Here is a 26,880-nt window from a genome sequence, read left to right as displayed (position 1 = left end):
TGTCCTCATCACCTGCCCCTGTTGATCGGGGTTCCGGTGGGTTTTCAAAAAGCCTCTACGCCTCGTCTTTGCCCAATCCCTCAAGCAGGGGAACAAACCGAACGGGCAATAATTCATCATAGTCCAGGCCGGTTTCCGTTCGCCGAACCCGGATCAATGTTTGAACCGTATCCGACTGCCCGACCGGCAAAACCATGATACCGCCGATTTTGAGCTGCGCCAAGAGCGGCCCTGGCGGGTCCTCGGCCGCCGCAGTCACAATGATACGATCAAACGGAGCCTGTTCAGGCAAACCGAATGATCCATCGGTCAGCATCGCTGTCACATTGGTCAGGCCCAACTCGCGGAACAGGTCGCCGGTTTCGCGCACCAGCCGCTTATGTCGCTCGACCGTGTAGACCCGGCGTGCCAGTTTAGACAGGACAGCCGCCTGATATCCGGACCCGGTCCCAATTTCGAGCACCGTATCCCGAGGTCGCACATCCAGCGCCTGAGTCATAAGACCCACGACCGAAGGCTGACTGATCGTCTGGCCACAAGCAATCGGCAGCGGCGTGTCCTCATACGCTCGGTCCGCGAACAAACCCTTGACGAACTTGCCGCGATCAATCTGCTCCATCGCTGCCAATACGCGCGCATCCGTCACCCCGCGAGAGCGCAGGGCAAAAAGGAACTGCATCTTTGTTTCTGCACTCAACCCGGTCATTCGATTGTCTTTAGTGCCTCAAGCGTGTCATGCGCTGTCAAATCCGCCCGCATCGGTGTGACCGAAATATAACCCACCAGATTGACTGCCGCATCCGTCCCCGGCGCGGTCGGGTTGTGCTGATACCCGCCCTTGATCCACAAGAACCGCCGCCCCGATGGCGAGCTGTGCGGCTCGACAGAGAAATGTGTGTCACGGCGATATCCTTGGGCCGCCACGCGAGTGCCCAGAACCTCGTCGGCGGGAACGGGCGGGAAATTTACGTTGTAGAACAGACGATAATCGCCCTGCTCGGCTGGCGTCGCATCCAAGATTTTGCGCACCAGATCGGCCCCAAACCGCGTTGCGGCCTCGAATGGGTCATCCAGCCCCAAATTGCGCGGGCCAAAGTATTGCGACAAGGCAATCGCAGGGACACCCTGCAAAGCGGCCTCCATCGCGCCACCGATCGTCCCGGAATACAGCGTGTTTTCGGCCGAGTTATTGCCCCGGTTTACCCCTGACAACACCAGATCTGGCGGCGCATCCTTCATCACGTCATGCAAACCAGCCAGCACGCAATCAGCGGGCGAGCCCTCGGCGGCGTATCGGCGTTCACCCAGTTTAGCGACCATCATCGGGTGCGTGTAACTGATGCAATGTCCGACGCCGGATTGCTCGAACGCGGGCGCAACGACCCAAATCTCTCCGTCCGGCCCGGCAAGCTCGGCGGCAATCGCCTCAAGCGTGATCAGGCCCGGTGCATTGATGCCATCATCATTGGTCAGAAGAATACGCATATGCCCCATCCATCCCTGCGTTTTTCCCTTGATAGACCCGGCCCCGCGCCTCGGCAAGCGACGCGCACACGCAAACTGCGGCTTTCACGCATCAGCTGGGTCTAAATTGCCACGTCAGGAATTATTCGGGGAAAACAAAGCACCGGTCGCGGCGAATGGTCAGCCACATGACACGTCCCGGCTGCGGAACAAAGACGTTCGGCACAGTGGCTTTCAGGATTGAACCGTCATAGTCCATGCGAAATTCGACCAGGCTTTCATTGCCCAGAAAGCGCGCCCGCTGGACAACGCCACGCGCGGCCACGCCATCGGTCGGCGTGGGCAGCGGCCCTTTGCCGTTACGGTCGAAATCCAGTTTGACATGCTGCGGGCGGAAGACGATCTCAACATCCGTGCCGTCAGGTACGCCCGGAGCCAAAAAGCGCCCAAATGGCGTCTCTGCCAAAGCGCCATTAACTTGCGCCTTCAACACATTGACATCACTGAAGAATGCCACCGCCGCTTTGTCCGCAGGCCGGGTATAGACATTATAGGGCGCGCCCTGCTGCACGATCTTGCCACGCCGCATAAGGGCGATCTCATCGGCCATTCGCATCGCCTCTTCGGGCTCATGCGTGACCAGAACCACGGCGGCGTCTTCTTCTTTGAGGATCGCCAGCGTCTCATCCCGGATACCGTCGCGCAAACGGTTATCCAACCCCGAGAACGGTTCGTCCATCAACATGATCCGGGGACGCGGCGCCAAAGCCCGCGCCAGTGCGACCCGCTGTTGTTCGCCGCCCGACAGATGATGCGGATAGCTGTCGACGAAGCGCATCAGATCAACCTTCGTCAGCAACTCCTCGACCCGCGCGCGTTTTTCGTCCTTGTGGCCCTTCAGACCAAAAGCCACGTTGTCGGCCACGCTTAGATGGGGAAACAGGGCAAAGTCCTGAAACATTAGCCCAATCTCGCGCCGCTCGGGCGGGACACGAAACACCGTGTCGCAGATCAGCTTGCCATCCACATAAATCTGGCCGGACTCCTGCATCTCGACCCCGGCGATCATACGCAGCGTGGTCGACTTGCCGCAGCCAGACGGCCCTAGCAGACACGTCACCTGCCCCGCCTGAACACTTAGCGAGACGTCATCCACCACCACACGCCCTTCGTACCGGGCGACCAGATTGCGGATTTCCAGACGTGGAGGAGTTGAATTCACTGTCACCGAAGGACCCCGTAGCCTTTCCCGATCATTTCCATCGGGCTTAGGCGGGGATAGCAACCCCGCCCGTCAGGCGCAAGCGATCAGCAGCAACCGCCCGAGGCGGCCTCACCAGTGTTTGTACCAGTAGCTTCGAACGGACTTTCGCCACCGCAGCCTTCGAAAATGCCGTAATGGGTTGAGAAATCGCCAACAAACTCGAAATGGCGCGCAAATCGCGTGTCTTTCAGCATCATCCAGGTGTTGCCACACACCGGAAAGACCTTGCCCGCCTCGATCGCGTGATGGTCGTCCAGCTCGAACAGATGCGGCGCGTGGGGGATCGTGCCTTTGTAAATCACCGCTTGGCCGTAATCCTCGCAAGCTGGTTCCAGCTCGGGAAGTTTGAACAGACGATACGTGGCCGACAGGAATCTCAAGGGCGCAACCCGCTCTTCCAGCACCGGGTTTTCGATGGTCAGCGGGCGATGTGTCACTCGGCGCGGATCGGCAAACCCGGCCTTGCGCGAGATCGACAGGAAATCATTCCAATAGAGCGCGCCCGACAGGCACTCCCCATACAAAATCTCATCCTCGGCCATGGCGGCGGGGATGCGGCGGTCAGCATAGACGTCCGAGAAATACATCTCGCCGCCATCTTTCAGCAGACGGTGCGCGCCGCGCAGAACGGCCTCTTTATCGGTGGCCAGATTGATCACGCAGTTCGAAACGATGATGTCGAAGGAACCGGGCTCAAGGTCCAGCTCGTCCAGCTTTTCGATATAGCCGTGGTGGAATTCCACATTTGACGCACCATGGCCGAACGCCTGCGCGTGGTATTCTTGATGAGCGCGGGCCACATCCAACTGTTCGGGCGTCATGTCCACGCCGACCACGCGGCCATTTTCGCCGACCATCGCCGACAGCGCATAGACGTCGCGCCCGGCACCACAGCCCAGATCAAGGATGCTCATCCCTTCCAGATCCAGCGGTGCAATTAGACCGCAGCCATAGTAACGCGTCAGCACATCATCATGAATTTTTGAGAGAATTTTCTTTACATGATCCGGCATGTCATCGGGCGTGCAGCAGGCATTGGTCTGCAAATCCGCGCTACTTTGAAGGACGTCACCGTAATAGTTCTGCACCGATTCATGCTTCATCGAAGGTATCCCTTGTGTCTGGTAGGGGATCAGCTAATGCAGCAAGGGCCGTGGCGCAATCCGCACATGTGCGATTTTACAAAAGCGTTACCCGAGCAGATCGAAATCCACGGCAGCGCGCACCTGCCCGTTCACCTGAACCTCCAGCCGGTGTGGTCCGGGCACCAGTTTGAACGTGGTCGCATTGCCCTTGAGCTTGTGGGTCTTGCTTAGCGTCAGCGCACCATCCCGCAGCGCGGTCTGTTTCAACTTGTGCACCTTGGCTGAGGTTTTACCGCCAGGGCGTTGAAAGTGAATGATATAATCCACTAGAACGGGCTGGTCTCCGGCACCACAGAGCACCACATCGAAATTCAGCACACCCCCGATCCGGGCATCTCCTTGCACCTGAATGTCAGCCGAGATTGCGGCGTCAGGATCATAGCCCAGCATCTTCATCGCGCCGGGATGTCCCGATTTCACCAATCCACGCAGGGTGTGGCTGGTCATCCAGCGCAACTCATCTGCGTCCTGCCCGCCCTCGCGCCATTGCTGCAGACGGTCCAGCACCAGATCGGGGTCTTTCTTGGTGATGTCGTTTAGATGGTTCGCGACCGAGCGCGTCACGTATCGCGTCGGATCACTGTGTAACCGATCTAGCAAAGGCAGCGGGTCGGTCAGTTCCAACCCCACCGCCTGCCCCCATGGCAAACGTGGGCGGGTGCCTTCGCTGACCAGACGGCGCACGTGGTAGCTGTCATGGGCACACCATGCCTGCATCCGTTCCAACACCGTTTCCTGATGAGCGTTCAGGAACGCGCGAATGGCCCATTCCATCGAAAACCTCTGCGTCAGCTCCTCAAGTACATCTAAGGCCAGATCGGGATGATCGAGGCCAGCGGCCACTACCCAATCGCCCAAGGGTGCAAAGATGAAATCACCGAAATCATCATCTTTCTTTGACGGGTCCAGTGGCGGCGGCAGCGCGCGCAGCAGCGTGGGCGCAATGTCCGGCAGCGCGCCAGGGAAAGCCTGTTGCAGGCAGTCGGCTATCCACGCCATGCGCTCTTTCAATTCCAGATCCAGCAGGCGGGACATGACCTGAACCTCGAACGCCTCTGCCTCGAAAGCGGGGTCGGCTGCCGAAAAAAGCCCCGCCAGATAGCGGGTCTTTTCTGCATTAAACAGCTGGTCTTTCAGTGAAAAGTTTTGCGCCATCGCCTACATCGTCAAGTTAGTTCCGCCGCCGTCCAAGAGGAAGTTCTGGCCCACGATAAAGCCCGCATGTTGCGAACACAGAAAGGCGCAGGCGGCCCCGAATTCCTGCCGTGTGCCATAGCGGCGCGCCGGGATTGTGGCGGCACGTTCGGCACGGGCGTCTTCCATCGAGATGTTTTTCTGCAGCGAAACTGCACTATCTAAGGACTCCGCGCGGTCGGTGGCGTGGATACCCGGCAGCAGATTGTTGATTGTCACCCCTTGCGGGGCTACCTGCCGCGCGGTTCCCGCGACGTAGCCGGTCAACCCAGTCCGCGCCGCGTTCGACAGCCCCAGCACAGCGATCGGTGCGCGCACCGATTGCGAGGTGATATTCACCACACGACCCCAACCCTTGTCCATCATTCCCGGCAGCAGCGCCTTCATGAAAGCAATCGGCGTCAGCATGTTGGCGTCGATGGCCTTGATGAAATCTTCACGTTCCCAATCCGACCACATGCCCGGAGGCGGACCACCGGCGTTTGTCACAAGGATATCAACACCCTGCGCGGCTTCGATCACCTGCGCCTGCCCCTCGGTCGAGGTCACATCGCAGGCCACCGTCTGCACATCAATGCCGTACTCGGACCGCAAAAGCGCGGCCTCCGCCTCAAGCGCCTCGGCTCCGCGGGCGTTCATGACCAGATTGACACCGGCCTCGGCCAAAGCTTCGGCACAGCCCAGACCCAAACCCTTGCTGCTGGCACAGACCAGCGCGCGTTTTCCTTTGATACCCAGATCCATGTGATCCTCCCCATCTGTTGTTGCCCACATGTCTAGCACTGGCCAGATGGGGAAAACCAGTCGTTAGAGATCAGTAAAAGAACTCTTCCCGCACTATCTTGCCATTTGCGACGTGATAGACACCAACTTCTTTCATATCAAAGGCTTCGCCAGTTTCCTTCACCTTGCCCTGCACTTCAAAGATCACGGCAAAGCGGTCCTCACCATGTGGCATCGGATCACTCACCGATGCGCCCGAGACCTCATGCGCGCCTTCCCACCATTCATGCTTGCCGCGGATTGCATCCCGGCCATGGGTTTCGCGACCCATATCCATGAAATCCTGCGCCTCGACCGAGACGGCATCCTCGGCATAAAGCTTTTCAAGATTTTCCTTGGCGCGGTCCTCGCGGCAGCCTGCGACCAGTTCGGCGGCAATTTCGTTCAAATTCATTGATACTCTCCATTATTTGTTCTCTATATGTTCTTATTGCCATAGGTGCTCGATTCGAACCACCCCCTTTGTCTTGCCTCGGCGGGTTTCCCCGCCTATACGCGCGGTCATGCTTGATACCTCGAACCAACCCACCCTGCCGCCCGAAATCGCCCGTCGCCGGACCTTTGCGATCATCTCGCACCCCGATGCGGGTAAGACGACGCTGACGGAAAAGTTCCTGTTGTACGGGGGCGCCATCCAGATGGCTGGTCAGGTACGCGCCAAGGGCGAAGCGCGGCGCACGCGCTCGGACTTCATGCAGATGGAGAAGGATCGCGGTATCTCGGTTTCCGCCTCGGCCATGTCGTTTGATTATGGCACCTTCCGGTTCAATCTGGTGGACACGCCCGGTCACAGCGATTTCTCTGAAGACACCTATCGCACGCTGACGGCTGTGGACGCCGCCGTGATGGTGATCGACGGTGCAAAAGGTGTGGAAAGCCAGACGCAGAAGCTGTTCGAGGTTTGCCGCCTGCGCGATCTGCCGATCCTGACCTTCTGTAACAAGATGGACCGCGAAAGCCGCGATACTTTCGAGATCATCGACGAAATTCAGGAAATGCTGGCAATCGACGTCACGCCCGCCGCGTGGCCGATTGGCGTGGGCCGCGATTTCATCGGCTGCTATGACATGCTGCGCGACCGGCTGGAGCTGATGGACCGCGCCGACCGCAACAAAGTGGCCGAGAGTATTCAGATCGACGGTCTGGATGACCCGAAACTGGCTGAACACGTGCCAGAACACCTGCTGGAAAAACTGCTAGAAGAGGTCGAGATGGCGCGCGAGCTGCTGCCCGCGCTGGACCCGCAAGCCGTTTTGGAGGGGCATATGACCCCGATCTGGTTCGGCTCGGCGATCAATTCGTTCGGAGTTAAAGAACTGATGGAAGGCATTGGTGCCTATGGCCCGCAGCCGCAGGTTCAGTCGGCTGAACCGCGCCAGATCGCACCGGATGAAAAGAAAGTGGCCGGTTTTGTGTTCAAGGTGCAGGCCAATATGGACCCCAAGCACCGCGACCGCGTGGCCTTTGTGCGGATGGCCTCGGGCCATTTCAAGCGCGGCATGAAGCTGACCCATGTGCGGTCCAAGAAGCCCATGGCAATCTCAAACCCAGTGCTGTTTCTGGCATCCGACCGTGAACTGGCCGAGGAAGCCTGGGCCGGTGACATCATCGGCATCCCTAACCACGGCCAGCTGCGCATCGGCGACACGCTGACCGAGGGCGAAGCAATCCGCGTCACCGGCATCCCGTCCTTCGCGCCAGAACTGCTGCAAACCGTCCGTCCTGGCGACCCGATGAAGGCCAAACATCTCGAGAAAGCCCTCATGCAATTCGCCGAAGAAGGCGCGGCCAAGGTGTTCAAACCCTCGATCGGGTCGGGCTTTATCGTCGGCGTCGTCGGCGCACTGCAATTCGAAGTGCTCGCCAGCCGGATCGAGATGGAATACGGCCTGCCTGTACGGTTTGAGGCGTCTCAGTTCACCTCGGCCCGCTGGGTCAGCGGTGAAAAGCTGGCGGTGGACAAGTTCGTCAACGCCAACAAACAGCACATCGCACATGATCATGACGGCGACATCGTCTACTTGACACGTCTGCAATGGGATATCGACCGGGTGGTGCGGGACTATCCTGACCTGACTCTAACGGCCACCAAGGAAATGATGACGTGACCGGCCAAAGGGCCGCGCATGGGCGCTAAACCGACCTGGGGTATCGTCTCGACGGTCCGGGGGACGGCCCCGGACATTCTGCGCTTTGTAGCCTATCACCTCGACATTGGGGTTGATCGGATGCATGTCTATCTGGACGAGCCCTGCCCCAAGGCGTTCAATGCCTTGAATCGGCATCCAAAGGTTGAGGTTCGCAATTGCGACGACGGGTTCTGGGCCAATCGTCAGCGGGTGCGCCCCGACAAGCATCAGGTGCGCCAGACGGCCAATGCCTCTTTCACTTATCGAAAGGCTAGCGAAGACTGGTTGCTGCATATCGATCTGGACGAGTTTCTGTGGCCCGACCGCCCGGTGGCCGATCTGCTGGCCGGGGTAGCACCGGACACCCCCTTTGTCCGTGTCCGCCCGGAAGAGGCGGTGGCCGAAGCCAAGGACCTGTACAAAGTGTATATTCGCTCGGGGCCCGATCGCGCCGCGACGGTGCAAGCGCTTTATCCCAACTATGGCTCTTTCGTGAAGGGCGGGTTTCTCAGTCACCTGCAAGGCAAGGTTTTTGCCCGCACCGGTTTGCCGAGCATCAACTTTCGCATTCACGGGCTGTTCCAGCATGGAGAACGCCTGATCTGCAAAGCGGAACTTGCCGAGGCTGCGCTCTGCCACCGGCACGCCCCGGATTGGGATCACTGGCTGGCGCATTACCGGTTCCGACTTGAGCGTGGGTCATACAAACCCGGAATGACGCCAAATGTCCCGCGGGATGAGGGTGGGATGAACATGAACGAACTGCTCAGCTGGATCGAAAGCGAGGACGGTATCGACGGCTTGCGCGCGTTTTTCGATGAGATCAGCGGCGCGCAGCCCGACGTGCGGGCACGGCTTGAACAACACGGGTTGATCCGGCATCGGCCACTGGATCTGGACCGGAAGCTTGCGAAACACTTCCCTGGAAGCATCTGAATTGTTGCATTAAATCTGCACAGTATCGGAGCACAGGGGTCTGAAACCCTCTTCATTTGACCCTGCCCAACGTTTTTGTTATGTCCCGCCTCAGCCGAAATGCGCGGGATGCGCATGGCCATCCGGGCCCGGCACACATTCATACGCGCGGGCCAGGTCTAGTGTCCGCAAAAACCGGACATACATGACAAAGTTTAACGAACTGAACCTGAACCCGAAGGTCCTCAAAGCCATTGAGGAAGCCGGATACGAAACCCCCACCCCGATTCAGGCCGGAGCGATTCCACCTGCGCTTGAGGGCAAGGATGTGCTGGGCATCGCCCAGACCGGCACCGGCAAAACTGCTAGCTTCACGCTGCCGATGATCACCCTGCTGGCCCGTGGCCGCGCACGCGCGCGGATGCCGCGCTCGCTGGTGCTGTGCCCGACGCGGGAACTGGCCGCGCAGGTGGCTGAGAACTTCGACACCTACACCAAGCACCTGAAACTGACCAAAGCACTGTTGATCGGCGGCGTCAGCTTCAAGGAACAAGAGGCGCTGATTGATCGAGGAGTCGACGTGCTGATCGCCACGCCGGGTCGTCTGCTGGATCATTTCGAGCGTGGTAAGCTGCTGCTGACCGGTGTTCAGATCATGGTGGTGGACGAGGCCGACCGGATGCTGGATATGGGGTTCATCCCCGATATCGAGCGCATCTTCTCACTGACACCTTTCACCCGTCAGACGCTGTTCTTCTCGGCCACCATGGCGTCCGAGATTGAGCGCATCACCGACACGTTCCTGTCCGCTCCTGCCCGGATCGAGGTTGCCCGTCAGGCCACCGCTTCCGAGACGATCGAACAAGGCGTGGTCATGTTCAAAGGTGGCCGCCGCGACCGCGAGGCCAGCGCCAAGCGCAAGGTTCTGCGCGCGCTGATCGACGCCGAGGGTGAAGGCTGCACCAACGCGATCATTTTCTGCAACCGCAAGACGGATGTGGATATCTGCGCGAAATCGCTGAAGAAATACGGCTATAACGCCGCCGCCATTCACGGCGATCTGGATCAGTCGCAGCGCATGAAAACCCTGGACGGATTCCGCGACGGGTCACTGCGCCTGCTGGTGGCCTCGGACGTGGCGGCGCGAGGGCTGGATATCCCTTCTGTTAGCCATGTGTTCAACTTTGACGTCCCCGGCCATGCCGAGGATTACGTGCACCGCATCGGTCGTACAGGTCGCGCGGGGCGCGAGGGCAAGGCGATCACAATCTGCTCGGGCCGCGATGAAAAGGCGCTGGACGCAATTGAGAAGCTGATCCAGAAGGACATTCCCCGGCTGGACAATCCGGTCAAGGAAGAGCCCAAGGACGAAAAGCCCAAACGCGAGAAGAAGGCCAAGCCGACCGACGAGGCAAAGGCCGACAAAAAGCCCGAGCGCAAGAAGGACTCGGACCGCAAAAAGGACAAAGAACCGCGTGGCCGGGGCCGCCGCAATGATTCAGGTCCGGCGGTTGTTGGCATGGGTGATCACCTGCCCAGCTTCATCGCGCTGAGCTTTGACGAACGCCGCGCAGGCGTAACGGCGCTGGCCGAGGCGGACGCCTCTTAAATCGTCAACACAAGTGCCAGGATTGAAGCCCCCAGCAATGCCATACCGGCGATCTCGCGCCGAGTGATGGTTTCGCGGAAGAACAGGATCGAGGCAAACAGGCTGAGGATCAGTTCGACTTGCCCCAGCGCCTTCACATAAGCCGCATTCTGCAATGTGAAGGCGAAGAACCAGCAAAACGACCCGCTCAGGCTGGTGAGGCCCACGAAGATGCCGGTGCGCCGCGTCTCCCACACCGCGCGCAGTTCTGCGCGGTCGCGCCAAAGCAGCCACAGCCCCATGCTGACGAATTGGAATGTCACAACAACGGCCAGTGTCACCAAAGCGCGGAACCATGCGTCGATCTCGCCAAGCTGTAGTGATGCGCCCCGGTAGCTGACCGAGGAAATGGCGAACAGAATCCCCGACCCCAGCCCCAGCCGTGACGCGCGATTGGTCAGGTGTTTCCACCACGCGCCGTCGCCTCCGGGGTTTTTCGACAGCAGCAGAACTGCAGTCAGGCCCATCAGAATGGCGACTAGCGCTCCGGCTGAAATCTGATCACCTAGAACGAGGAAACCGACGATAGCGGTCTGGATCACCTCGGTTTTCTTGAAGGTGATTCCGACCGCGAAGTTGCGCTGCTTGAACAAGGCGACCACACAGATGGTTGCCAAGATCTGCGTTGTGCCGCCAATGGTCGCGAACAGCCAGAACATCGGTGGCATCGAAGGCAAAGACAGCTCGCTGAGCCGCAGCGCGACCCAAAGCGCCAGAACGGCCAACGGCATCGAATAGGCAAATCTGGCAAAGGTCGCACCTGCGGCGGACAATTTCACGCTGCTCAGTGATTTTTGCAGCATAAACCGCACGGTCTGAAACGAAGCGGCGGCGATGGTGACGGGTATCCAGAGGCTCATACCGCCCCTTGTGGCCGCAATTTACCCCTTTGGCCAGAGCGGATGGGGCACTGGGTCTTTGGCCCTTAGGAAATGGGCTCGAAACACCTGCGCGTAAGAGCGATAGACATAAGCCTCGTTCCGCGCCAAGTACGTGTCTTGCCCTGCGCGATAAAGGGCGGGCAATCGGTACCACGGCGCCGCTGGATTCATGTGATGAACCACGTGCAGGTTGTTGTGAAGAAAGAGAAATGCCAAGGGCCCCCGATCTTCGATGATCACCGTACGAGCCGAAGCCCGATCATGGGCGCGGTGCTCAAGAAAGGTTCGGATCTTCACCAAGCCTAGCCCCAGATAGGCAGCCAGAACATAGGCCCAGATTGGCATGGGCGACAGCGACACAATCCACAGCACCACCAAAACACCGCATAGATGGAATACCCAGGCACGCAGGATTTCAGACTTGAAAACGCAGCGTAACTCATTTCGCATGAACACAAATTGACCAATGGCCGGACCCAAAACGATGCGCCCTAGTAACGTATTGTTCACTGCCAGCAAGCGTTTCTGCCAACCGCGCAGACCTGCCCAGACCTGTGGATCCAGATAGTTAGATTCCGGGTCGTCATAGGGGTCGGTCAGCGTCGCGTCACGATGATGCGCCAGATGCTGGTCGCGGAACCGGCGGTACGGAATGAACAGTGTCAACGGCAACGCCATCAACGCCTCATTCAACGCCTTTTTCCGAAAGGGGTGGCCGTGGATCGCTTCATGCGTCAGCGAAGAATGCAGTGCCGCCACGACGCCCACCAATGGCACGGCGGCCCAAAGCGGCAAATAAAAAAGCATCACCAACCACGCCCCATAGCACCCAAGGATCAGGGCGAAGGTGCCCCATTCAGGCCCTGCACGCTCAGACATTGCGGCCCCATGAGATACCTGCCCATATACGCTCGTAAATCACGTAGAGCGTCAGGCCGATGGCCGTGTTGGCCAATGCCAAACCGCCCCCGATCGCGGCTGATCCGGTTGCGACCAACCCCACAACGGTCATCACGACAAGGCCCACCGCATTCCACAATACGGCCTTCACGACTGATCTGCGTCGTGTCTCCATTCCGTCACCCATATTTTTGTTATGGCTTAAGAATTACGGATCACGCAGATGGTGAACATTCTGAATGTGATTAACAAAATTCATCATTTGTGATAAAACCAAACACATGTCCGAAAATATCGACAAACGAGACCGTGCCGCACAATTCCGCCTCCGCCTTGCCCGCGCGATGGAGGAGCGGCACGTTAGCCAAAGTGCTCTGGCACGGAACATCGGCGTTGACCGCTCGACCGTGTCTCAACTGTTGACCGGCGATGGAGCCCGGTTGCCAAACGCCCATGTGGTGGGTGGCTGCGCGTCAGCGCTGGGGGTTTCGGCGGATTGGCTCTTGTCGCTATCGGACAGACCCGAAAGCGCGGCCGAACTTTTGGCGGGTGCGCTAACTGTGACCGAGGCCGCCCGCGCGTTGGTGGATGAGCGGATTTTCGAATGGCACCAAGAGGCCGCCGGATATAAAATCCGTTACGTTCCAGCGACTTTGCCGGATATGTTAAAGACTCGCGCCGTTCTGGAATGGGAGTATGCACCACATCTGGGGCGGACGGCAGATCAGGCCATTGGCGCATCTGAAGACCGGTTGACCTGGATGCGCCGGGCGCAATCGGACTACGAAATAGCCATGCCCTTGTTTGAAATCGAAAGCTTCGCAAGCGCATCCGGGTACTACCGAGGGCTGGATCTGCAAACACGTCAGGATCAGATCGACCATCTACTTGCTCTGTGCGACCAACTCTATCCCCGCCTGCGCATCTATCTGTTTGATGCAAAAAGGCTTTATTCGGCACCAGTCACGATCTTTGGCCCCTTGCTCTGCGTTTTCTATGCGGGCAGCCACTATATGGCGTTCCGCGACCGCGACCGGATCGAAACGTTCACCCGGCATTTTGACACTCTGGTCCGCGAGGCCGACGTCACCGCGCGGGATTTTCCCGGCCATCTGCGCGCATTACGTGACAGTATGCGTTAAACTCAATCCTGTGCTAACGTCGCTGGGCGCGAACCCTTTCGCATTCCGATTATGAACGGAGGAGCACAGGAATGGACGCAATGCAAACCGCCCAATACGCACGGGCCTTATACTCCGCCCACGGAGACAGAGCCGAGGCTGAAGCCGCGCAGAAGATGCGCGAATGCGAGGCCGCCGGGAATATACAACAGGCGCAGGATTGGCAGGCGGTCCGCCAGACCATCCGCCAGATTCGCGGTCCCAATCAGGGCTAAATTTTGGGGTCGGGGTTGACGGTATGCCCGTCCACCGCGATCACTTGCCCAGATACCAGCCGCGCCGCGTCTGACGCCAGAAACACGGCCATATCGGCAATGTCGCGCCCCTCGACAAACCGCCCCATCGAGGTACCTGTGGCATAGCCGTTATATATCTGGTCGCGGGTCATGCCTTTGGCGTTGGCCTCGCGGGCCAGAACGCCCTCCATCCGGGGGCCTTCGACCGCGCCGGGGCAGATCGTGTTGCAACGCACGCCGTGGGGGCCAAGCTCCATCGCCAGTGTTTTGGCCAGCCCGATGACACCCCATTTCGCCGCCGCATAGGGCGCGCGATTGGGATATCCGTATTGCCCGGCCGTAGACGAGGTGATGATAATCGCCCCACTGCCCTGACGCTTGAGGATAGGTGCCGCGTATTTCGCGCATAAAAACGCCCCCTCGAGGTTGACCGCCAGACAGGCACGCCAGTCTTCCAGCGCCACATCCTCGACCAGCGCCGTCGGCCCGGCGATCCCGGCATTGGCACACAGCGTATCCAGCCCGCCCCAATGCGCCGCAATCTCGGCGAATAGGGCAGCAACCGAGGGCTCATCCGCCACATCCACCTGCGACCGTTTCCAATGGCTCGGGCAAGCACCTAACGCCTCTGCATCCAGATCGACCACCCAGACCTGCGCGCCAACGGCGTCGAAAGCCTCTGCCATGGCCCGACCAACGCCCGAGGCCCCGGCCGTGATCAGAACCCGCGCGCTCATGCAGGTTTACGGATCGCCGCCCCCGCGCCCTCGGGATAAGGCAACCCGGCCTGCGCCTCGGCAATACGGGCCATGGCCGCCTCGATCTCCGCTGACGGAGCACTTGGACGGCGGGTATCTAGACTGACATGCAGCAGAAAGCTTTCACCCGTGGCCAGCAGCTTGTCGCCCTCGTACATGCTGTGGAAAACGTGCAGCTTCTTACCCTGCCCCAACAGCATCTGCGTGCGCACCTGTATCTTTGCGCCTGCATGGGCCTCATCCACATAGCGGATGTGGTTTTCAGCCGTGAAATAGCTGCCACCCGACGCGATATAGTCCGCATCACAACCGATGATCTCCATGAACCGGTCGGTGGCAGCGGCGAAGGCCTCCAGATAGCGCGCCTCATTCATGTGGCCGTTATAGTCCGTCCAATCCAGCGGCACCGCGCGCGACAAGGTCAGGATCGGTTGGCTCAGATCGGCCTCCTCCATCGTCGGCAGCGCACCGGGTTTCAGCATCGCGTCATGCTGGTTCAGCACAGCCCCTGCCCCGTAATCTTGCGCCTTGAGCGCGCGCATCATCCCCACGAGGTTGTTGTCGCGAATCCGCTCCAGTTCGCGGATCGAATGCATCCCCGATTGCGCATCCGACTGATCGGCGATCATATCGACCAGTTCATCAGTGAACTCGGGCACGTCCATCAGCTTGGTCCAGGGCCATTTCAACGCTGGTCCGAACTGCGCCATAAAGTGCCGCATCCCGGCCTCGCCCCCCGCCACGCGGTAGGTCTCGAACAGGCCCATCTGCGCCCAGCGGATGCCGAACCCCATACGGATCGCCTCATCCACCTCTTCGGTGGTGGCGATGCCGTCCCTGACCAGCCACAGCGCCTCGCGCCAGACGGCCTCAAGGAACCGGTCGGCGATATGGGCGTCGATCTCTTTCTTGATGTGCAGCGGGAAGAACCCCACGGATTTCAACAGCCCCTGCGCGCGCTCGACCATGTCGGACGGGTTCTTGTCCGTCGGCACCAGTTCGATCAGCGGTAGCAGGTACACCGGGTTGAACGGATGCGTCACCACAATCTGTTCAGGCCGCAGCGCGCCCTCCTGCAGTTCCGAAGGCTTGAACCCGCTGGTCGACGAGCCGATGATCGCGCCCGGATCACACGCCTCCTGCAACCCCTTGTAAACCTTCAACTTAAGGTCCAACCGCTCGGGCACACTTTCCTGAATCCACTCCGCGCCCTGCACGGCCTCAACCATATCTTCATGAAAACTCAGAGAACCCTCGGGTGGCAACGGAACATCACTCAGCCCTGGCAAAGAACGCCGCGCATTGTCCAGAACCTCCCCAATCTTGCGCTCAGCCTCAGGATCAGGGTCAAAAACCCGAACATCCCACCCGTTCAGTAAAAACCGCGCGGCCCATCCGCCGCCGATCACACCACCACCAATGATTGCCGCTGTTTTCAAGTCGATCCGCCTCTTCATCTGGCTAAAAATACCTCGGGGGTTTGGGGGCTGGCCCCCAATCACGCTTACTTCGCCACCGGCGCGCGCTTGGTCAAACCGAGCTTCTTGCGTACCTCAGCAGGCCCAATGACCTTAGCGCCCATATTTTCAATGATGGTCCCTGCACGCTCGACCAACTGCCAGTTCTCAGCCAGAACACCCTTGTCCAGCCACAGATTGTCTTCCAACCCCACACGCACGTTGCCGCCCGCAAGCACAGTAGCCGCCACATAAGCCATCTGGTTCCGCCCCAAGGAAAACGCACTGAACGTCCAGTCATCAGGCACATTGTTCACCATCGCCATAAAAGTGTTCAGATCATCCGGTGCGCCCCACGGCACCCCCATACACAGCTGAACCAGAGCGTTCGGCTCCAGAATTCCCTCTTTCACCAACTGTTTGGCGAACCACAGATGACCGGTGTCAAAGGCTTCAATCTCGGGCTTCACACCCATATCCGTCATCATCTGCCCCATCGCCCGCAGCGCGCCGGGGGTGTTGGTCATGACATAGTCCGCCTCGGCAAAGTTCATGGTGCCGCAGTCCAGCGTACATATCTCGGGCAGGCACTCCGCGATATGCGCCACGCGCTCTGACGCACCGATCATGTCGGTGCCCTCAGCCACCGGAAACGGGCTCTCGACGCCACCGAACACGATATCCCCGCCCATCCCGGCGGTCAGGTTCAGCACCACATCGACATCCGCGTCGCGAATCCGGTCTGTCACCTCGCGATAAAGGTCCAGCCGACGGCTGGGCGCGCCGGTCTCGGGGTCGCGCACGTGGCAATGTACCACCGCCGCCCCGGCCTTAGCCGCCGCAATCGCGCTGTCGGCAATCTGCTGCGGCGAGCGCGGCACATGCGGGCTGCGATCCTGCGTCCCGCCCGAGCCGGTCACGGCACAGGTGATAAAGACCTCGCGGTTCATTTCCAAAGGCATGGCGTTCTCCCCAGCTTATACCCGGTTTTGCCCTGAGTTTTCCCCAGACTTCTCCCCGGCAATCGATTTGCGTTGCCCGCGACTCTGACGCAGCCTTGGGGAAACACTTGGCAGAATGCGAATCGAACTTGATGAAATCCGCAAAAAACATACTGCAACCCGAACATCGCGCCCTGAAAACGGCGGTGCTGGTGCTGGACGACTGCAATACGCTCAGCTTTGCATCCGCTGTAGACCCCATGCGCGCAGCCAATCGTCTGGCCGATCGCCCCGCCTTCGACTGGGATTATGTCACCGCCACGGCCCAGCCCGCGATGCTGACCAGCGCCCTGACCGTGCCGGGCATCCCTCTGGCCCGCCTGCAAGGCTGCGACCTGATGATTGTGGTTGCCGGGTTCCAACTGGCACGCCACGCCACCCCCAGCCTGCTGGCTGGTCTCCGCCGGGTCGCAAACACTGGCGCCACAATGGCCGGCATCGACGGAGGCCCCTGGCTACTGGCCGAAGCTGGCCTTCTGGACGGCCACGCCGCTACAACCCATTGGGAAGACTTGGACAATTTCGCAGCCCGTTTCCCCGAGGTCGACGTGCGCCCGGACCGCTTCACCGTCTCTCAAAACCGCCTAACCTCAGGCGGCGCGATCCCGGCGGTCGAAATGATGCTGCACATCATCGCCGCGCGCCACGGCGCAGGCTTTGCCGCGCGCGTGTCTGGTCTGTTCCTTTATGACGGCGCGCCAGACCCCGCAAAACCGCAAAGCCGTACCGGTGCGCCACACCGCCACACGGCCCTTACGGCCAAGGCAAATAGCCTGATGCAATCTGCGCTGGATGACCCGCTGCCGCTGGCCAATATCGCCGAAACACTAGGCACTAGCCCCCGCACCCTGCAGCAACAATTCCGCCTGCGCCTGAACACCACACCGCAGGACCACTACCTGCAACTGCGCCTGGCCGAGGCCCGCCGTCTGGTCACCGACACAGACATGTCGTTGATGGATGTGGCGCTGGCCACTGGCTTTGGATCACAATCCAGCTTTGCCCGCGCCTTTCGCACCGCTCACGGCCTTTCTGCCCGCGATCTCAGGCAAGAGCGCGCGCACCCCACCCATCACTGACCGGATCCCCCTTCATCTGGCCAAAAATATCTCGGGGGAGTCGCCCGGAACGGGCGGCGGGGGCAGAGCCCCCTATCCACCTCTGGAAAGATTTTAGAACGGCATGGGATGTGCCCGATGCGCATCGCCAATCTCGCGCATCACTTCTTTGGAAAGTTTCAACTCTTTCCCGTCAAGAATATGGGCAAGTTGCTCGACTGTTGTTGCCCCGAATATGGCTGTAATCACAAATGGGCGCGTGCGGCACCAGGCCAATGCCATATGCACCGGGTCCAATCCATGTCTCTCGGCGATGTCCAGATAAGCGCTCACCGCCGTAAAAACCCGATCACGGTGTCGACCGCCCATATCGGGCACTAAGGACATGCGCGAGCCCTCGGGAACTGCGCCCTCTTGATACTTGCCCGTCAGGAACCCTGCCGCCAGAGGCGAAAACGCCATCAATCCAACGTCTTCATGCGCGCTCAATTCGGCCATGTCAGTGTCGAAATTCCGACACAGTAATGAATACTCGTTCTGAACCGATGCCACCCGCGGCCCGCCGCCTGCCTCGGCCAGACGCAGCCACTGTGCTGTGCCCCATGCACTTTCGTTCGACAGACCAAAAGCGCGAATATTGCCCTTATCAACTTGCGCCTGCAGCGCCTCGAGGCATTCCGACATATTGTCCAACACATCGGCCGTGTTCTTGCCGGACGGAGCGTAGTTCCAGTTCTGGCGGAACATATAGCTGCCCCGGTTCGGCCAGTGGAATTGGTAGAGGTCGATGTAATCGGTCTGCAATCGTCGCAGAGAATTCTCGATGGCTTCGGGGATCGTCTGACCGGTGATCGGCGCGCCGTTTCGGACATGGACCATGCCGGCGCCCGAATGCTTGGTCGCCAGAACATAACTCTCACGACGCGCAGCATTGGCTGCGTTCCAGTTGCCAAGGTATTCTTCGGTGCGTCCGATGGTTTCCTTGGCGATGGGGTTGACCGGATACATTTCGGCCGCATCGACAAAATTGATCCCAGCTTCCAGAGCCATATCCATCTGGCGATGAGCGTCCGCCTCGGATGTCTGCGATCCAAAAGTCATTGTTCCGAGGCACAGGTCGGTCACCATAACACCTGTTCGGCCCAAGGGCTTCATTTCCATGTATCGATCTCCTGAAAACTAGCGCACAAGGCTTAAGCCTCGGCTTTCTTTTCCCAACGGCCCGCTTCTTCGGACCAGTATTGCGCTGAACACCCCGCGCCGGTCAGGGCCTTCCACTGCCCGCGCGCATGCTGAACGGCCTGTTCGTCATTGCCGTCGAACAGGATACAGACCCGTTCCAGAGCGTTCACTTCGTCCGGCCCTACCTGCGCACCGTCCACCGCCATTACGCAGGCCGGGTCATTGGACACATCCGGTCCGGTCGTCAGCAAAATGGGCTGCGCCGCATCGTGCGGCCCACCGGCAAGCCCATGCGGCAGGAACCCGTCATCCGGCCCCAGCCACAGTTTTTCATCCAGCCAGTCCATCCGTGCGGGATCTGTTCCCCGCACGACAATCTTCCACCCGGCCTGCCGGGCTTTGTCCAGCAAAACCGGCAGCGTGTATTCCAGCGGCTGCCGGGTCAGGTGGTAGAAATAGACAGCACCCATCCGATTACTCGAAATTGTCCTGCACAAAACGGCTCAACGCGCGCACGCCCCAGCCAGTCGCACCCTTCGGAGCATAGGACGTCTCGGAAGCCACCGAAGCAACACCGGCAATATCCAGGTGAATCCACGGCGTTTCCTCTTTCACGAAACGCTGCAGGAACTGCGCAGCGGTGATCGAGCCCGCAGGCCGCCCGCCTACGTTCTTCATATCAGCGATGCGAGACTTCAGCTGCTTGTCATATGCCGCGCCCAAGGGCATCCGCCACGCGCCTTCGTCCTCGGCTTTGGCCGATTTCAGGAAGGCCTCGCAGAAGGTGTCATTGTTCGAGAAGACGCCCGCATTCTCATGCCCCAGACCAATGATGATCGCTCCGGTCAGGGTCGCCAGATCAACCATGCCCACAGGGCTGAACCGCTCCTGCGCGTACCACATCACGTCGCACAGAACCAAACGACCCTCGGCATCTGTGTTGATGATCTCGACCGTATCGCCCTTCATCGACGTGACCACATCGCCGGGACGCGTGGCATTGCCCGAGGGCATATTCTCGACCAGCCCCACCAGCCCGACCACATTGGCCTTGGCCTTGCGCTTGGCCAGCGCGCGCATGGTGCCTGCGACGACGCCCGCGCCGCCCATATCCATGGTCATGTCTTCCATGCCACCCGCAGGCTTCAACGAAATCCCGCCGGTATCGAACACAACGCCCTTGCCGACCAGCGCCAGCGGGGCATCGCCCTTGTCGCCACCGTTCCATTGCATCACCACAACCTTCGACGGGCTGACCGAGCCCTGACCGACGCTCAGCAATGTGCGCATTCCCAGCTCTTCCAGTTTGTCTTCTTCCAGAACCTCAACCTCAAGGCCCAGATCCTTCATCTCGGCCAAGCGGTCAGCGAATTCTGTTGTTGTCAGGATATTGGCGGGCTCATTCGTCAGATCACGCGTCATACGCACGCCGTCGGCAATAGCATAGAGCGGCGCAAAGGCGGCTTCGACCTCGTCAGATTTCTGATGCGCAATAGTGACCGTCGCGGCTGGATCAGAGTCTTTGGTTTTGTGCGCGTCGAACTCATAACTGCGCAGAGCGATACCCATGGCCAGATCCTCGGAGCGGGTCTGGTTGGCCGCCATCACCAACAGCGCCTTGCCACCGGCCAGTTTCGCAAGCGCGACACCAGCCTTGCGGGCCTCGGCCGCATCCGGGCGGCGCGGCAGGATCAGAATATCCAGCGCCTCGGCCGCCATGCCACCGGGCCATGCCAACGAGATCACCTCGCCCGATTTCACCTTTTCGAACTGTTCGCTTTCGACCAGCCGCGCGACAGCACCACGAGTCAGGCGATTGGCCCGGCGCGCGGCAGGACCCATCTTGCCCTCGTCAGAAATGATGATCGCGACTCGGCCCTCGGCTTGTGCCATCATGCCAACGTCAAAAGCCTGAAACTGGATCGGGATTAGACTGCTCATTGGGAACTCCTGAAAATCTGTGACCCAAGACCTAGCCCGCCCCGATCAACTTGACCAGATAGCAGTTTTCCCCGCACTTCAATTGCAGTACAGTCCAGAAAAAATTCCGGCAGGTTCGGGGGAGAACAAAGTGGCAAGACAGGGCAGGCATATGCCGTCGCGGCAAGGCGCGAACGGTTGTGATTCTGACCTGAGGGCTAGTGGTTTTTTCGCGTTAGCAGGAATGGCGAGGGGTCTGCCGTGATCCTCGACCGATACTTTGCCCGCCGCTTCTTGCAGAACTTTATGGTGATCGGCGGCATTTTCCTGACGTTGCTGATTCTGATCGACCTGATCGAACAGGCCCGCCGGTTCGACGACGAAAACCTTTCATTCGGGCGCTTGCTGCATCTGACCTTGCTGAACACACCAGCTGCGATCAGCGAAATGCTGCCCTTGCTGGTTATCCTAGCAACGATCGCTCTGTTCGTTGGGCTGGCGCGCAGTTCTGAACTGGTCGTTACCCGCGCGATTGGTCGCTCAGGCATACGGTCTTTATTAGCGCCAGTCGCACTGGCCCTATTGATCGGAGCCATGGCCGTAGCTCTGCTGAACCCGATCTCCGCGGCGACATCCGAGGAATACAATCGCCTGTCCGACTCTTACCGCAACAACGGCACGTCAGCGTTTTCAATCAGCAGCGAGGGCTTGTGGCTACGCCAGGGATCACAGAACGGTCAGTCCGTAATTCACGCCAAAGGTACGTCCAACGGTGAAACACTGAAGCTAAATAACGTGACGATCATCACTTTCTCACAGGAAGGAACCCCGACCCAGCAAGTCTCGGCCGACAATGCCGAGCTGAGGCCGGGCAAATGGGTATTGGACAATGCCAAGGTCTGGTCCCTCGAGGAAGACACAAACCCCGAGAGTAACTCGGTCGTTCACGAACAGCTCGAGGTTCCGACGTCGCTTACACGGCAGCGCATTCTCGACACATTGGGGCAGCAGGGATCCGTTTCGGTTTATGATCTGCCCGAGTTGATCCGGGATCTGCGCGAGGCTGGTTTTTCAACCAAGCAATACGAAGTCTGGTTGCAAGTGCAACTGGCGCGGCCCTTCTTTCTGGTTTCGATGGTTCTTATCGGCGCGGCCTTCACCATGCGCCATGTGAGATTTGGCGGCACTGGAATTGCGGTCCTATCTGCAGTTCTTCTGGGATTCGCGATTTATTTCGTGCGCAACTTTGCCCAAATATTGGGGGAAAACGGTCAATTGCCTATTATCGTCGCGGCCTGGGCTCCGCCTTTCGCTGCTATACTGTTGTCGCTTGGTCTCTTGCTTCACGCGGAGGACGGCTGATGCGGTTGCTTCCCAGCCTTCTGTTGTCGGCAGCCATCGCGATCACCTTGCCCGCGACGATCTACGCACAATCCCCAACAGGTGTGAACGCGCCTACGGACGCCACGCAGGAAGAGCAGCCAGCCCTGCTGGTTGCGGACAGGATTTTCATCACGCCCGAACGTGTTCTGGTCGCCGAAGGTAATGTCGAGGCATTTCAAGGCGATGCAAAAATTACCGCTGAACGGGTCACATATGACCGGGACACCGGGCAACTCACCCTAGATGGCCCCGTGCGCATTGATCAGGGCGGCTCAACCACGATTCTGGCGGATTCGGCTGAACTGGACGACGGTATTCAGAACGGCTTGCTGATCGGTGCGCGGATGGTGTTTGACCAACAGGTCCAAGTCGCATCGGTTCAAGCTACGCGCGCAGGTGGCAGATACACACAGTTCAGCAAGGTATCGGCCACGTCATGTCATGTTTGTTCTGATGGCCGACCGCCTTTATGGCAAATCAGGGCCCGCAAGGTCACCCACGATCAGCTTGAACGACAACTATATTTCGAAGGCGCACAATTCCGAATTCTGGACCTGCCGGTCTTCTATTTCCCTTATTTGCGTCTGCCTGACCCCACTCTGGACCGGGCAACTGGTTTCCTGGTGCCTTCGATTCGCACAACGTCGCAGTTGGGCACGGGGCTTCAGGTTCCATATTTCTTCAAGCTAGGAGACCACAAAGACCTGACATTGACGCCCTATCTGTCCTCAAAAACTCGGACGCTGGGGTATCGGTATCGTCAGGCGTTCAAGCGTGGGCGACTTCGCTTGTTGGGCGCACACACCCGTGACGATCTTCAGCCCGGAGAGGATCGCGGTTACTTCTTCGCAGATGGCTTTTTCAATCTGAATGACGGCTATCGGTTCACGTTCAACATTAAAACCACGTCCGATGACGCCTACCTGGCCGATTATGGCCTGCCCGATTTCGACCGCCTGCGCAGCGAAGTTGCGCTAGAGCGGATAAAACGCGACACCGCCTTCCGCACCAGCTTTATCCACTACAAAACCTTGCGCGACAGCGAAGATCAGGACGAAATTCCATCTCGTGTATTCGATCTGTACTATCAGAAACGCCACTTTCCGACTTCGATCGGCGGCGAAACACGGCTGAGTTTCATTACACACGCCCATGAACGCACAAGTGACGAGGACGTCGTTGGTCGAGATGTGGCCCGAGCAACCTTTGACGCGGAATGGCTGCGCAGTTGGATCTTCACCTCGGGTCTGCGTGCGGACGCACGGTTCGGGGCCTCGATTGACACGTTCAACATCCGCCACGACAGCAATTTCCCTGATCAAGAAACCCGCACCACCCCCCGGGCGGCGTTGACCCTGCGCTATCCCATGGCACGGCGCGAGCAATCCGGGGCTACGCAGGTGCTGGAGCCAATTGCTCAGATCGGTTGGACGCAAGTCTCGACCAATGATGTGCCAATCGACGAAAGTACGTTTCAGGAATTCGATCAGGGCAACTTGCTGTCGCTGTCCCGATTTCCAGCCCCGGATCGACGCGAAGATGGGGCAACCGGCGTCATTGGTGTCAACTGGGCGCGCTACGGAGCGAACGGTCGCCGGGCTTTGGCCACTGTCGGGCAAGTGTTTCGCGCAGATCCCGACCCAGAGTTCAATCTGACATCGGGACTGCAGGGAACATCGTCGGATCTGCTGCTTGCAGGTCAATTGCAAACCGCAAATGGGTGGTCACTTGCAGGCCGCGGCTTGCTGAACGGAGATTTCAGTTTTGCCAAAGCCGAAATGCGCGCGGCCTGGCAGCAAAAAACCGTTAGGTTGTCGGGCAGCTATATCTGGCAGGAGCCAGACCCAGACGAGAACGTGGACGATGAAATATCCGAAATTCGATTGGATGGACGCTATAGGGTCGACCAGAACTGGCTAACCCAAGCCGTCGCCCGTTACGATCTGAGCGAGTCTGAACCCATTCGGTATGGCTTGGGTGTTACGTACCAGAATGAATGCGTGCAGGTTAACATGACCGTCAGCAGACGTTTTACTTCGTCATCTAGTATTGAGCCTTCCACTGAATTCGGCTTTACGGTAGCCCTGACGGGATACTCCGTTGAAGGTGGTGGCCAAGAGTTCAAGAGAAGATGCAGTTGATTTCAGGTTTCTCCAATCTCATCCGATCCGCTGTGATCAGGCCAGTCGCATATGTTGCGGTCGTATCTTTGTGTCTGAGCGTGTCGCCGGGCCTGGCCCAGAGCCTGTTTTCCCCAGCCATCAAGGTCAATCAGGATATCGTCACATGGTACGAACTTGAGCAGCGCCAGCAGTTTTTGACCGTACTTGGCGCGCCCGGAGCGTCGGACGCCGAGGTTCGCCAAGCCCTGATCGACGATCGTCTGCGCAAACAAGCCATGAGCGCAGCTGGGATATCTGCCAGCCCCGAGGCCGTTCAGCTGGGCATTGACGAATTTGCTGCCCGCGGTCGCTTGTCGACGGATGAGTTCCTTCAGCTTCTGTCCGAGGCAGGTGTTTCGCGCGAGACCGTCCGCGATTTTGTGGCCGACCAACTGTCGTGGCGCGACTTTATCAGCGCGAGATTCCTGTCGCAGGCGCGCCCATCAGAAGACGAGGTCAACCGTGCTCTTGGTCAATCGGGCAGTGGCGGGCTGCAAGTTCTGCTGTCCGAAGTCATCATTCCCGTAAATCAGCAAACGGTTGCACAGGTCGAATTGTTGGCTGAAGAGATCGCACTTCTGGAAGGATTCGATGCGTTCTCGGCAGCTGCGACGCAGTATTCCGCGGCAGGTACCCGGACCAACGGGGGGCGGTTAGACTGGCTGAACCTGACCGACCTGCCACCCGCCCTGCAACCGGTCATCATTGGTTTGAAGAATGGCGAAATAACGCAACCCATTTCTTTGCCAAACGCAGTCGCTCTGTTTCAGCTTCGGGGCCTACGCGAACTTGCGTCGGGTACTCCGACCTATTCAAAAATCGACTACGCGATCTACAACCTTCCCGGTGGCCGCAGCGCGGAAACACTGGCCCGTGCTGCCGATCTGCGCGAAGAGGTTGATAATTGCGATGATCTCTATGGCCTTGCAAAAGACCAACCGGAAAACGTTCTGCAACGGATTGAAGCCAGCCCGTCGGAAATCCCTCGCGATGTCGCACTTGAATTATCGAAACTGGACTTGAACGAGGTCTCGACCGCGCTGACCGGCAACAATGGCCAGACGCTGAAATTCCTGATGCTGTGCACACGTACTCTGGACCGGGGCGAGGAAACTTCGCGCGCGGATGTCGCCAATGCTCTGACCCAACAACGTCTGACTGCCTTTGCCGAAAGCCTACTCGAGCAATTGCGTGCGGACGCAACGATCATCGAGCAATGATAGCCCCAATCGCGCTGAGTTGTGGTGATCCCGCAGGCATAGGCCCAGAGATCGCCGCAAAAGCCTGGGCAGAGCTACGCGGAACATGCCCCTTTGTCTACATTGGAGATGCCAACCATCTTCCTGCCGGTACGCCCATTCAGAGGATCACAGATTTTTCTGAGGCGACCGCGATCTGCGCGACGGCCCTGCCTGTGCTGCACCTTGATTTTCCGTCTGCCAACACACCAGGCCAACCCGTTGCGGCCAACGCGCCCAGCGTTATCGACGCGATCGAACTCGGCGTATCTATGGTTCAGTCCGGTCGAGCCGCAGCGCTTTGTACGGCACCGATCCATAAAAAGGCCCTGATGGAAGGCGCGGACTTTGCTTACCCCGGACATACCGAGTTTCTTGCAGCCCTCGCAGGACAGCAACGCGTCGTGATGATGCTGGCCAGCGACCAACTTAGGGTGGTGCCTGCCACGATCCACATTCCTCTGTCCCGCGTTCCTGCCGCTCTGACACCAGATCTTTTGCGCGAAACGATCGAGATCACAGCCAAAGGTCTGCGTGCACAATTCGGCATCAGAAAACCTCGCATCAGTGTGGCTGGCTTGAATCCACATGCAGGCGAAGGCGGCAAAATGGGACATGAGGAGCTTGACTGGATCGCGCCGCTGATCCAAGCCTTGCCGCAAGATGACTACACGGTCACCGGCCCGCATCCTGCCGACACGATGTTTCACGCAGCGGCCCGCGCCAGGTACGACGCAGCAGTTGCGATGTATCACGATCAGGCGCTTATCCCGATCAAGACCCTCGATTTCGACATGGGTGTGAATGTCACGCTGGGATTGCCCTTCATACGCACCTCGCCGGATCACGGCACGGCGCTGGATATTGCCGGAAAAGGCATTGCCAACCCATCCAGTATGATCGAAGCCCTTAAACTGGCCCAACGCATGGCAAAAAGCGCTTGATCCTTCACCTGGCAAAAAATATCCCCGCCAGAGGCAA

At 59.1% G+C, this 26,880-nt stretch carries 26 protein-coding genes; 10 read left to right on the top strand and 16 right to left on the bottom strand.

Annotated elements, in window-relative coordinates; genetic code table 11:
- Nucleotides 1-55: 55 nt before the first annotated feature.
- The 7 genes from AC2FF7_RS05515 to AC2FF7_RS05485 all read right to left on the bottom strand — a co-directional run bounded on the left by AC2FF7_RS05515 (nucleotide 56) and on the right by AC2FF7_RS05485 (nucleotide 6,244).
- The gene (locus AC2FF7_RS05515) at nucleotides 56-706 is read right to left on the bottom strand and encodes a protein-L-isoaspartate(D-aspartate) O-methyltransferase (RefSeq protein WP_170752802.1); all 651 of its coding nucleotides are present in this window, start codon (nucleotides 704-706) and stop codon (nucleotides 56-58) included.
- Nucleotides 703-1,485, bottom strand: a complete 783-nt coding sequence (surE, locus tag AC2FF7_RS05510) for a 5'/3'-nucleotidase SurE (protein WP_496905330.1) — start codon at nucleotides 1,483-1,485, stop codon at nucleotides 703-705. Before surE ends, AC2FF7_RS05515 begins: the two co-directional genes overlap by 4 nt.
- 121 nt (nucleotides 1,486-1,606) lie before the next feature.
- Nucleotides 1,607-2,692, bottom strand: a complete 1,086-nt coding sequence (locus AC2FF7_RS05505; protein ID WP_480865680.1) for an ABC transporter ATP-binding protein — start codon at nucleotides 2,690-2,692, stop codon at nucleotides 1,607-1,609.
- 80 nt (nucleotides 2,693-2,772) lie between these two features.
- Entirely contained in the window at nucleotides 2,773-3,831 is a 1,059-nt protein-coding gene (locus AC2FF7_RS05500; RefSeq protein WP_480865681.1) for a methyltransferase domain-containing protein, read from the bottom strand.
- Between the two features lie 87 nt (nucleotides 3,832-3,918).
- Nucleotides 3,919-5,028 carry a YhaZ family DNA alkylation repair protein gene (locus tag AC2FF7_RS05495; protein ID WP_496905329.1) on the bottom strand — a complete coding sequence of 370 codons (1,110 nt, stop codon included), beginning with the start codon at nucleotides 5,026-5,028 and terminating at the stop codon, nucleotides 3,919-3,921.
- A 3-nt stretch (nucleotides 5,029-5,031) separates the two neighbouring features.
- Nucleotides 5,032-5,811: an SDR family oxidoreductase gene (locus AC2FF7_RS05490; protein WP_480865683.1), complete on the bottom strand. Its 780-nt coding sequence runs from the start codon at nucleotides 5,809-5,811 to the stop codon at nucleotides 5,032-5,034.
- Between the two features lie 70 nt (nucleotides 5,812-5,881).
- On the bottom strand, nucleotides 5,882-6,244 hold the full coding sequence (locus AC2FF7_RS05485; RefSeq protein ID WP_480865684.1) for a SnoaL-like domain-containing protein: 363 nt from the start codon (nucleotides 6,242-6,244) through the stop codon (nucleotides 5,882-5,884).
- A gap of 109 nt (nucleotides 6,245-6,353) precedes the next feature.
- On the opposite strand from AC2FF7_RS05485, the gene AC2FF7_RS05480 reads away from it, so the two are divergent.
- From AC2FF7_RS05480 to AC2FF7_RS05470, 3 genes are all read left to right on the top strand, one after another.
- Nucleotides 6,354-7,958, top strand: a complete 1,605-nt coding sequence (locus AC2FF7_RS05480) for a peptide chain release factor 3 (protein ID WP_480865685.1) — start codon at nucleotides 6,354-6,356, stop codon at nucleotides 7,956-7,958.
- Nucleotides 7,959-7,976: 18 nt separating this feature from the next.
- The gene (locus AC2FF7_RS05475) at nucleotides 7,977-8,915 is read left to right on the top strand and encodes a glycosyltransferase family 2 protein (protein WP_496905328.1); all 939 of its coding nucleotides are present in this window, start codon (nucleotides 7,977-7,979) and stop codon (nucleotides 8,913-8,915) included.
- A 184-nt stretch (nucleotides 8,916-9,099) separates the two neighbouring features.
- Nucleotides 9,100-10,503: a DEAD/DEAH box helicase gene (locus AC2FF7_RS05470; protein ID WP_496905327.1), complete on the top strand. Its 1,404-nt coding sequence runs from the start codon at nucleotides 9,100-9,102 to the stop codon at nucleotides 10,501-10,503.
- Here the strand turns inward: AC2FF7_RS05470 and AC2FF7_RS05465 are convergent.
- Genes AC2FF7_RS05465 through AC2FF7_RS05455 form a run of 3 tightly spaced genes read right to left on the bottom strand, consistent with a single transcriptional unit; the run spans nucleotide 10,500 to nucleotide 12,498 of the window.
- Complete coding sequence (locus AC2FF7_RS05465) at nucleotides 10,500-11,402, bottom strand: EamA family transporter (protein ID WP_480865688.1); 903 nt, start codon at nucleotides 11,400-11,402, stop codon at nucleotides 10,500-10,502. The genes AC2FF7_RS05470 and AC2FF7_RS05465 overlap by 4 nt on opposite strands.
- Before the next feature lie 21 nt (nucleotides 11,403-11,423).
- Nucleotides 11,424-12,302, bottom strand: a complete 879-nt coding sequence (locus tag AC2FF7_RS05460) for a fatty acid desaturase (protein ID WP_480865689.1) — start codon at nucleotides 12,300-12,302, stop codon at nucleotides 11,424-11,426.
- On the bottom strand, nucleotides 12,295-12,498 hold the full coding sequence (locus AC2FF7_RS05455; protein ID WP_480865690.1) for a DUF2061 domain-containing protein: 204 nt from the start codon (nucleotides 12,496-12,498) through the stop codon (nucleotides 12,295-12,297). The genes AC2FF7_RS05460 and AC2FF7_RS05455 overlap by 8 nt, the downstream gene beginning before the upstream one ends.
- 106 nt (nucleotides 12,499-12,604) lie before the next feature.
- Here AC2FF7_RS05455 and AC2FF7_RS05450 point away from each other — a divergent pair, with 106 nt between their 5' ends.
- Together AC2FF7_RS05450 and AC2FF7_RS05445 are read left to right on the top strand one after the other, a co-directional pair.
- Nucleotides 12,605-13,465 carry a helix-turn-helix domain-containing protein gene (locus tag AC2FF7_RS05450; protein WP_480865691.1) on the top strand — a complete coding sequence of 287 codons (861 nt, stop codon included), beginning with the start codon at nucleotides 12,605-12,607 and terminating at the stop codon, nucleotides 13,463-13,465.
- Between the two features lie 71 nt (nucleotides 13,466-13,536).
- Complete coding sequence (locus AC2FF7_RS05445; protein WP_209194450.1) at nucleotides 13,537-13,719, top strand: hypothetical protein; 183 nt, start codon at nucleotides 13,537-13,539, stop codon at nucleotides 13,717-13,719.
- On the opposite strand, the gene AC2FF7_RS05440 is transcribed toward AC2FF7_RS05445, so the two are convergent.
- Genes AC2FF7_RS05440 through bcoG form a run of 3 tightly spaced genes read right to left on the bottom strand, consistent with a single transcriptional unit; the run spans nucleotide 13,716 to nucleotide 16,917 of the window.
- Nucleotides 13,716-14,477 (bottom strand): SDR family oxidoreductase, encoded by a 762-nt coding sequence (locus tag AC2FF7_RS05440; protein WP_496905326.1) that lies wholly within the window; start codon nucleotides 14,475-14,477, stop codon nucleotides 13,716-13,718. The genes AC2FF7_RS05445 and AC2FF7_RS05440 overlap by 4 nt on opposite strands.
- Nucleotides 14,474-15,955: a carnitine 3-dehydrogenase gene (locus AC2FF7_RS05435; RefSeq protein ID WP_496849070.1), complete on the bottom strand. Its 1,482-nt coding sequence runs from the start codon at nucleotides 15,953-15,955 to the stop codon at nucleotides 14,474-14,476. Before AC2FF7_RS05435 ends, AC2FF7_RS05440 begins: the two co-directional genes overlap by 4 nt.
- A gap of 47 nt (nucleotides 15,956-16,002) precedes the next feature.
- Nucleotides 16,003-16,917: a 3-dehydrocarnitine:acetyl-CoA trimethylamine transferase BcoG gene (gene bcoG / locus AC2FF7_RS05430; RefSeq protein ID WP_170752771.1), complete on the bottom strand. Its 915-nt coding sequence runs from the start codon at nucleotides 16,915-16,917 to the stop codon at nucleotides 16,003-16,005.
- A gap of 131 nt (nucleotides 16,918-17,048) precedes the next feature.
- Between bcoG and AC2FF7_RS05425 the strand changes: the two genes are divergently transcribed.
- A complete protein-coding gene (locus tag AC2FF7_RS05425) occupies nucleotides 17,049-18,035 on the top strand; it encodes a GlxA family transcriptional regulator (RefSeq protein ID WP_353390162.1) in 987 nt (328 codons plus the stop codon).
- Between the two features lie 93 nt (nucleotides 18,036-18,128).
- On the opposite strand, the gene AC2FF7_RS05420 is transcribed toward AC2FF7_RS05425, so the two are convergent.
- Genes AC2FF7_RS05420 through AC2FF7_RS05410 form a run of 3 tightly spaced genes read right to left on the bottom strand, consistent with a single transcriptional unit; the run spans nucleotide 18,129 to nucleotide 21,137 of the window.
- The gene (locus AC2FF7_RS05420; protein ID WP_496905325.1) at nucleotides 18,129-19,175 is read right to left on the bottom strand and encodes an aldo/keto reductase; all 1,047 of its coding nucleotides are present in this window, start codon (nucleotides 19,173-19,175) and stop codon (nucleotides 18,129-18,131) included.
- A 32-nt stretch (nucleotides 19,176-19,207) separates the two neighbouring features.
- Nucleotides 19,208-19,666, bottom strand: a complete 459-nt coding sequence (locus AC2FF7_RS05415) for a DNA polymerase III subunit chi (protein ID WP_170354391.1) — start codon at nucleotides 19,664-19,666, stop codon at nucleotides 19,208-19,210.
- A 4-nt stretch (nucleotides 19,667-19,670) separates the two neighbouring features.
- A complete protein-coding gene (locus AC2FF7_RS05410; protein WP_480865695.1) occupies nucleotides 19,671-21,137 on the bottom strand; it encodes a leucyl aminopeptidase in 1,467 nt (488 codons plus the stop codon).
- A 240-nt stretch (nucleotides 21,138-21,377) separates the two neighbouring features.
- On the opposite strand from AC2FF7_RS05410, the gene lptG reads away from it, so the two are divergent.
- From lptG to pdxA, 4 genes are read left to right on the top strand one after another with little or no spacing between them, the layout of a single operon-like run.
- Nucleotides 21,378-22,478 (top strand): LPS export ABC transporter permease LptG, encoded by a 1,101-nt coding sequence (lptG, locus tag AC2FF7_RS05405; RefSeq protein WP_170752763.1) that lies wholly within the window; start codon nucleotides 21,378-21,380, stop codon nucleotides 22,476-22,478.
- The gene (locus AC2FF7_RS05400) at nucleotides 22,478-24,640 is read left to right on the top strand and encodes an LPS-assembly protein LptD (RefSeq protein WP_480865696.1); all 2,163 of its coding nucleotides are present in this window, start codon (nucleotides 22,478-22,480) and stop codon (nucleotides 24,638-24,640) included. The genes lptG and AC2FF7_RS05400 overlap by 1 nt, the downstream gene beginning before the upstream one ends.
- Nucleotides 24,631-25,881 (top strand): peptidylprolyl isomerase, encoded by a 1,251-nt coding sequence (locus AC2FF7_RS05395; protein ID WP_170752759.1) that lies wholly within the window; start codon nucleotides 24,631-24,633, stop codon nucleotides 25,879-25,881. The genes AC2FF7_RS05400 and AC2FF7_RS05395 overlap by 10 nt, the downstream gene beginning before the upstream one ends.
- Complete coding sequence (gene pdxA / locus AC2FF7_RS05390) at nucleotides 25,878-26,843, top strand: 4-hydroxythreonine-4-phosphate dehydrogenase PdxA (RefSeq protein ID WP_480865697.1); 966 nt, start codon at nucleotides 25,878-25,880, stop codon at nucleotides 26,841-26,843. Before AC2FF7_RS05395 ends, pdxA begins: the two co-directional genes overlap by 4 nt.
- The last annotated feature ends 37 nt before the right edge of the window (nucleotides 26,844-26,880 follow it).

The organism is Ruegeria sp. YTSC325 (genome assembly GCF_059609525.1).
The sequence above is the reverse complement of the archived record's forward strand: the minus strand, read 5'-3'. Positions and strand labels throughout refer to the sequence as shown.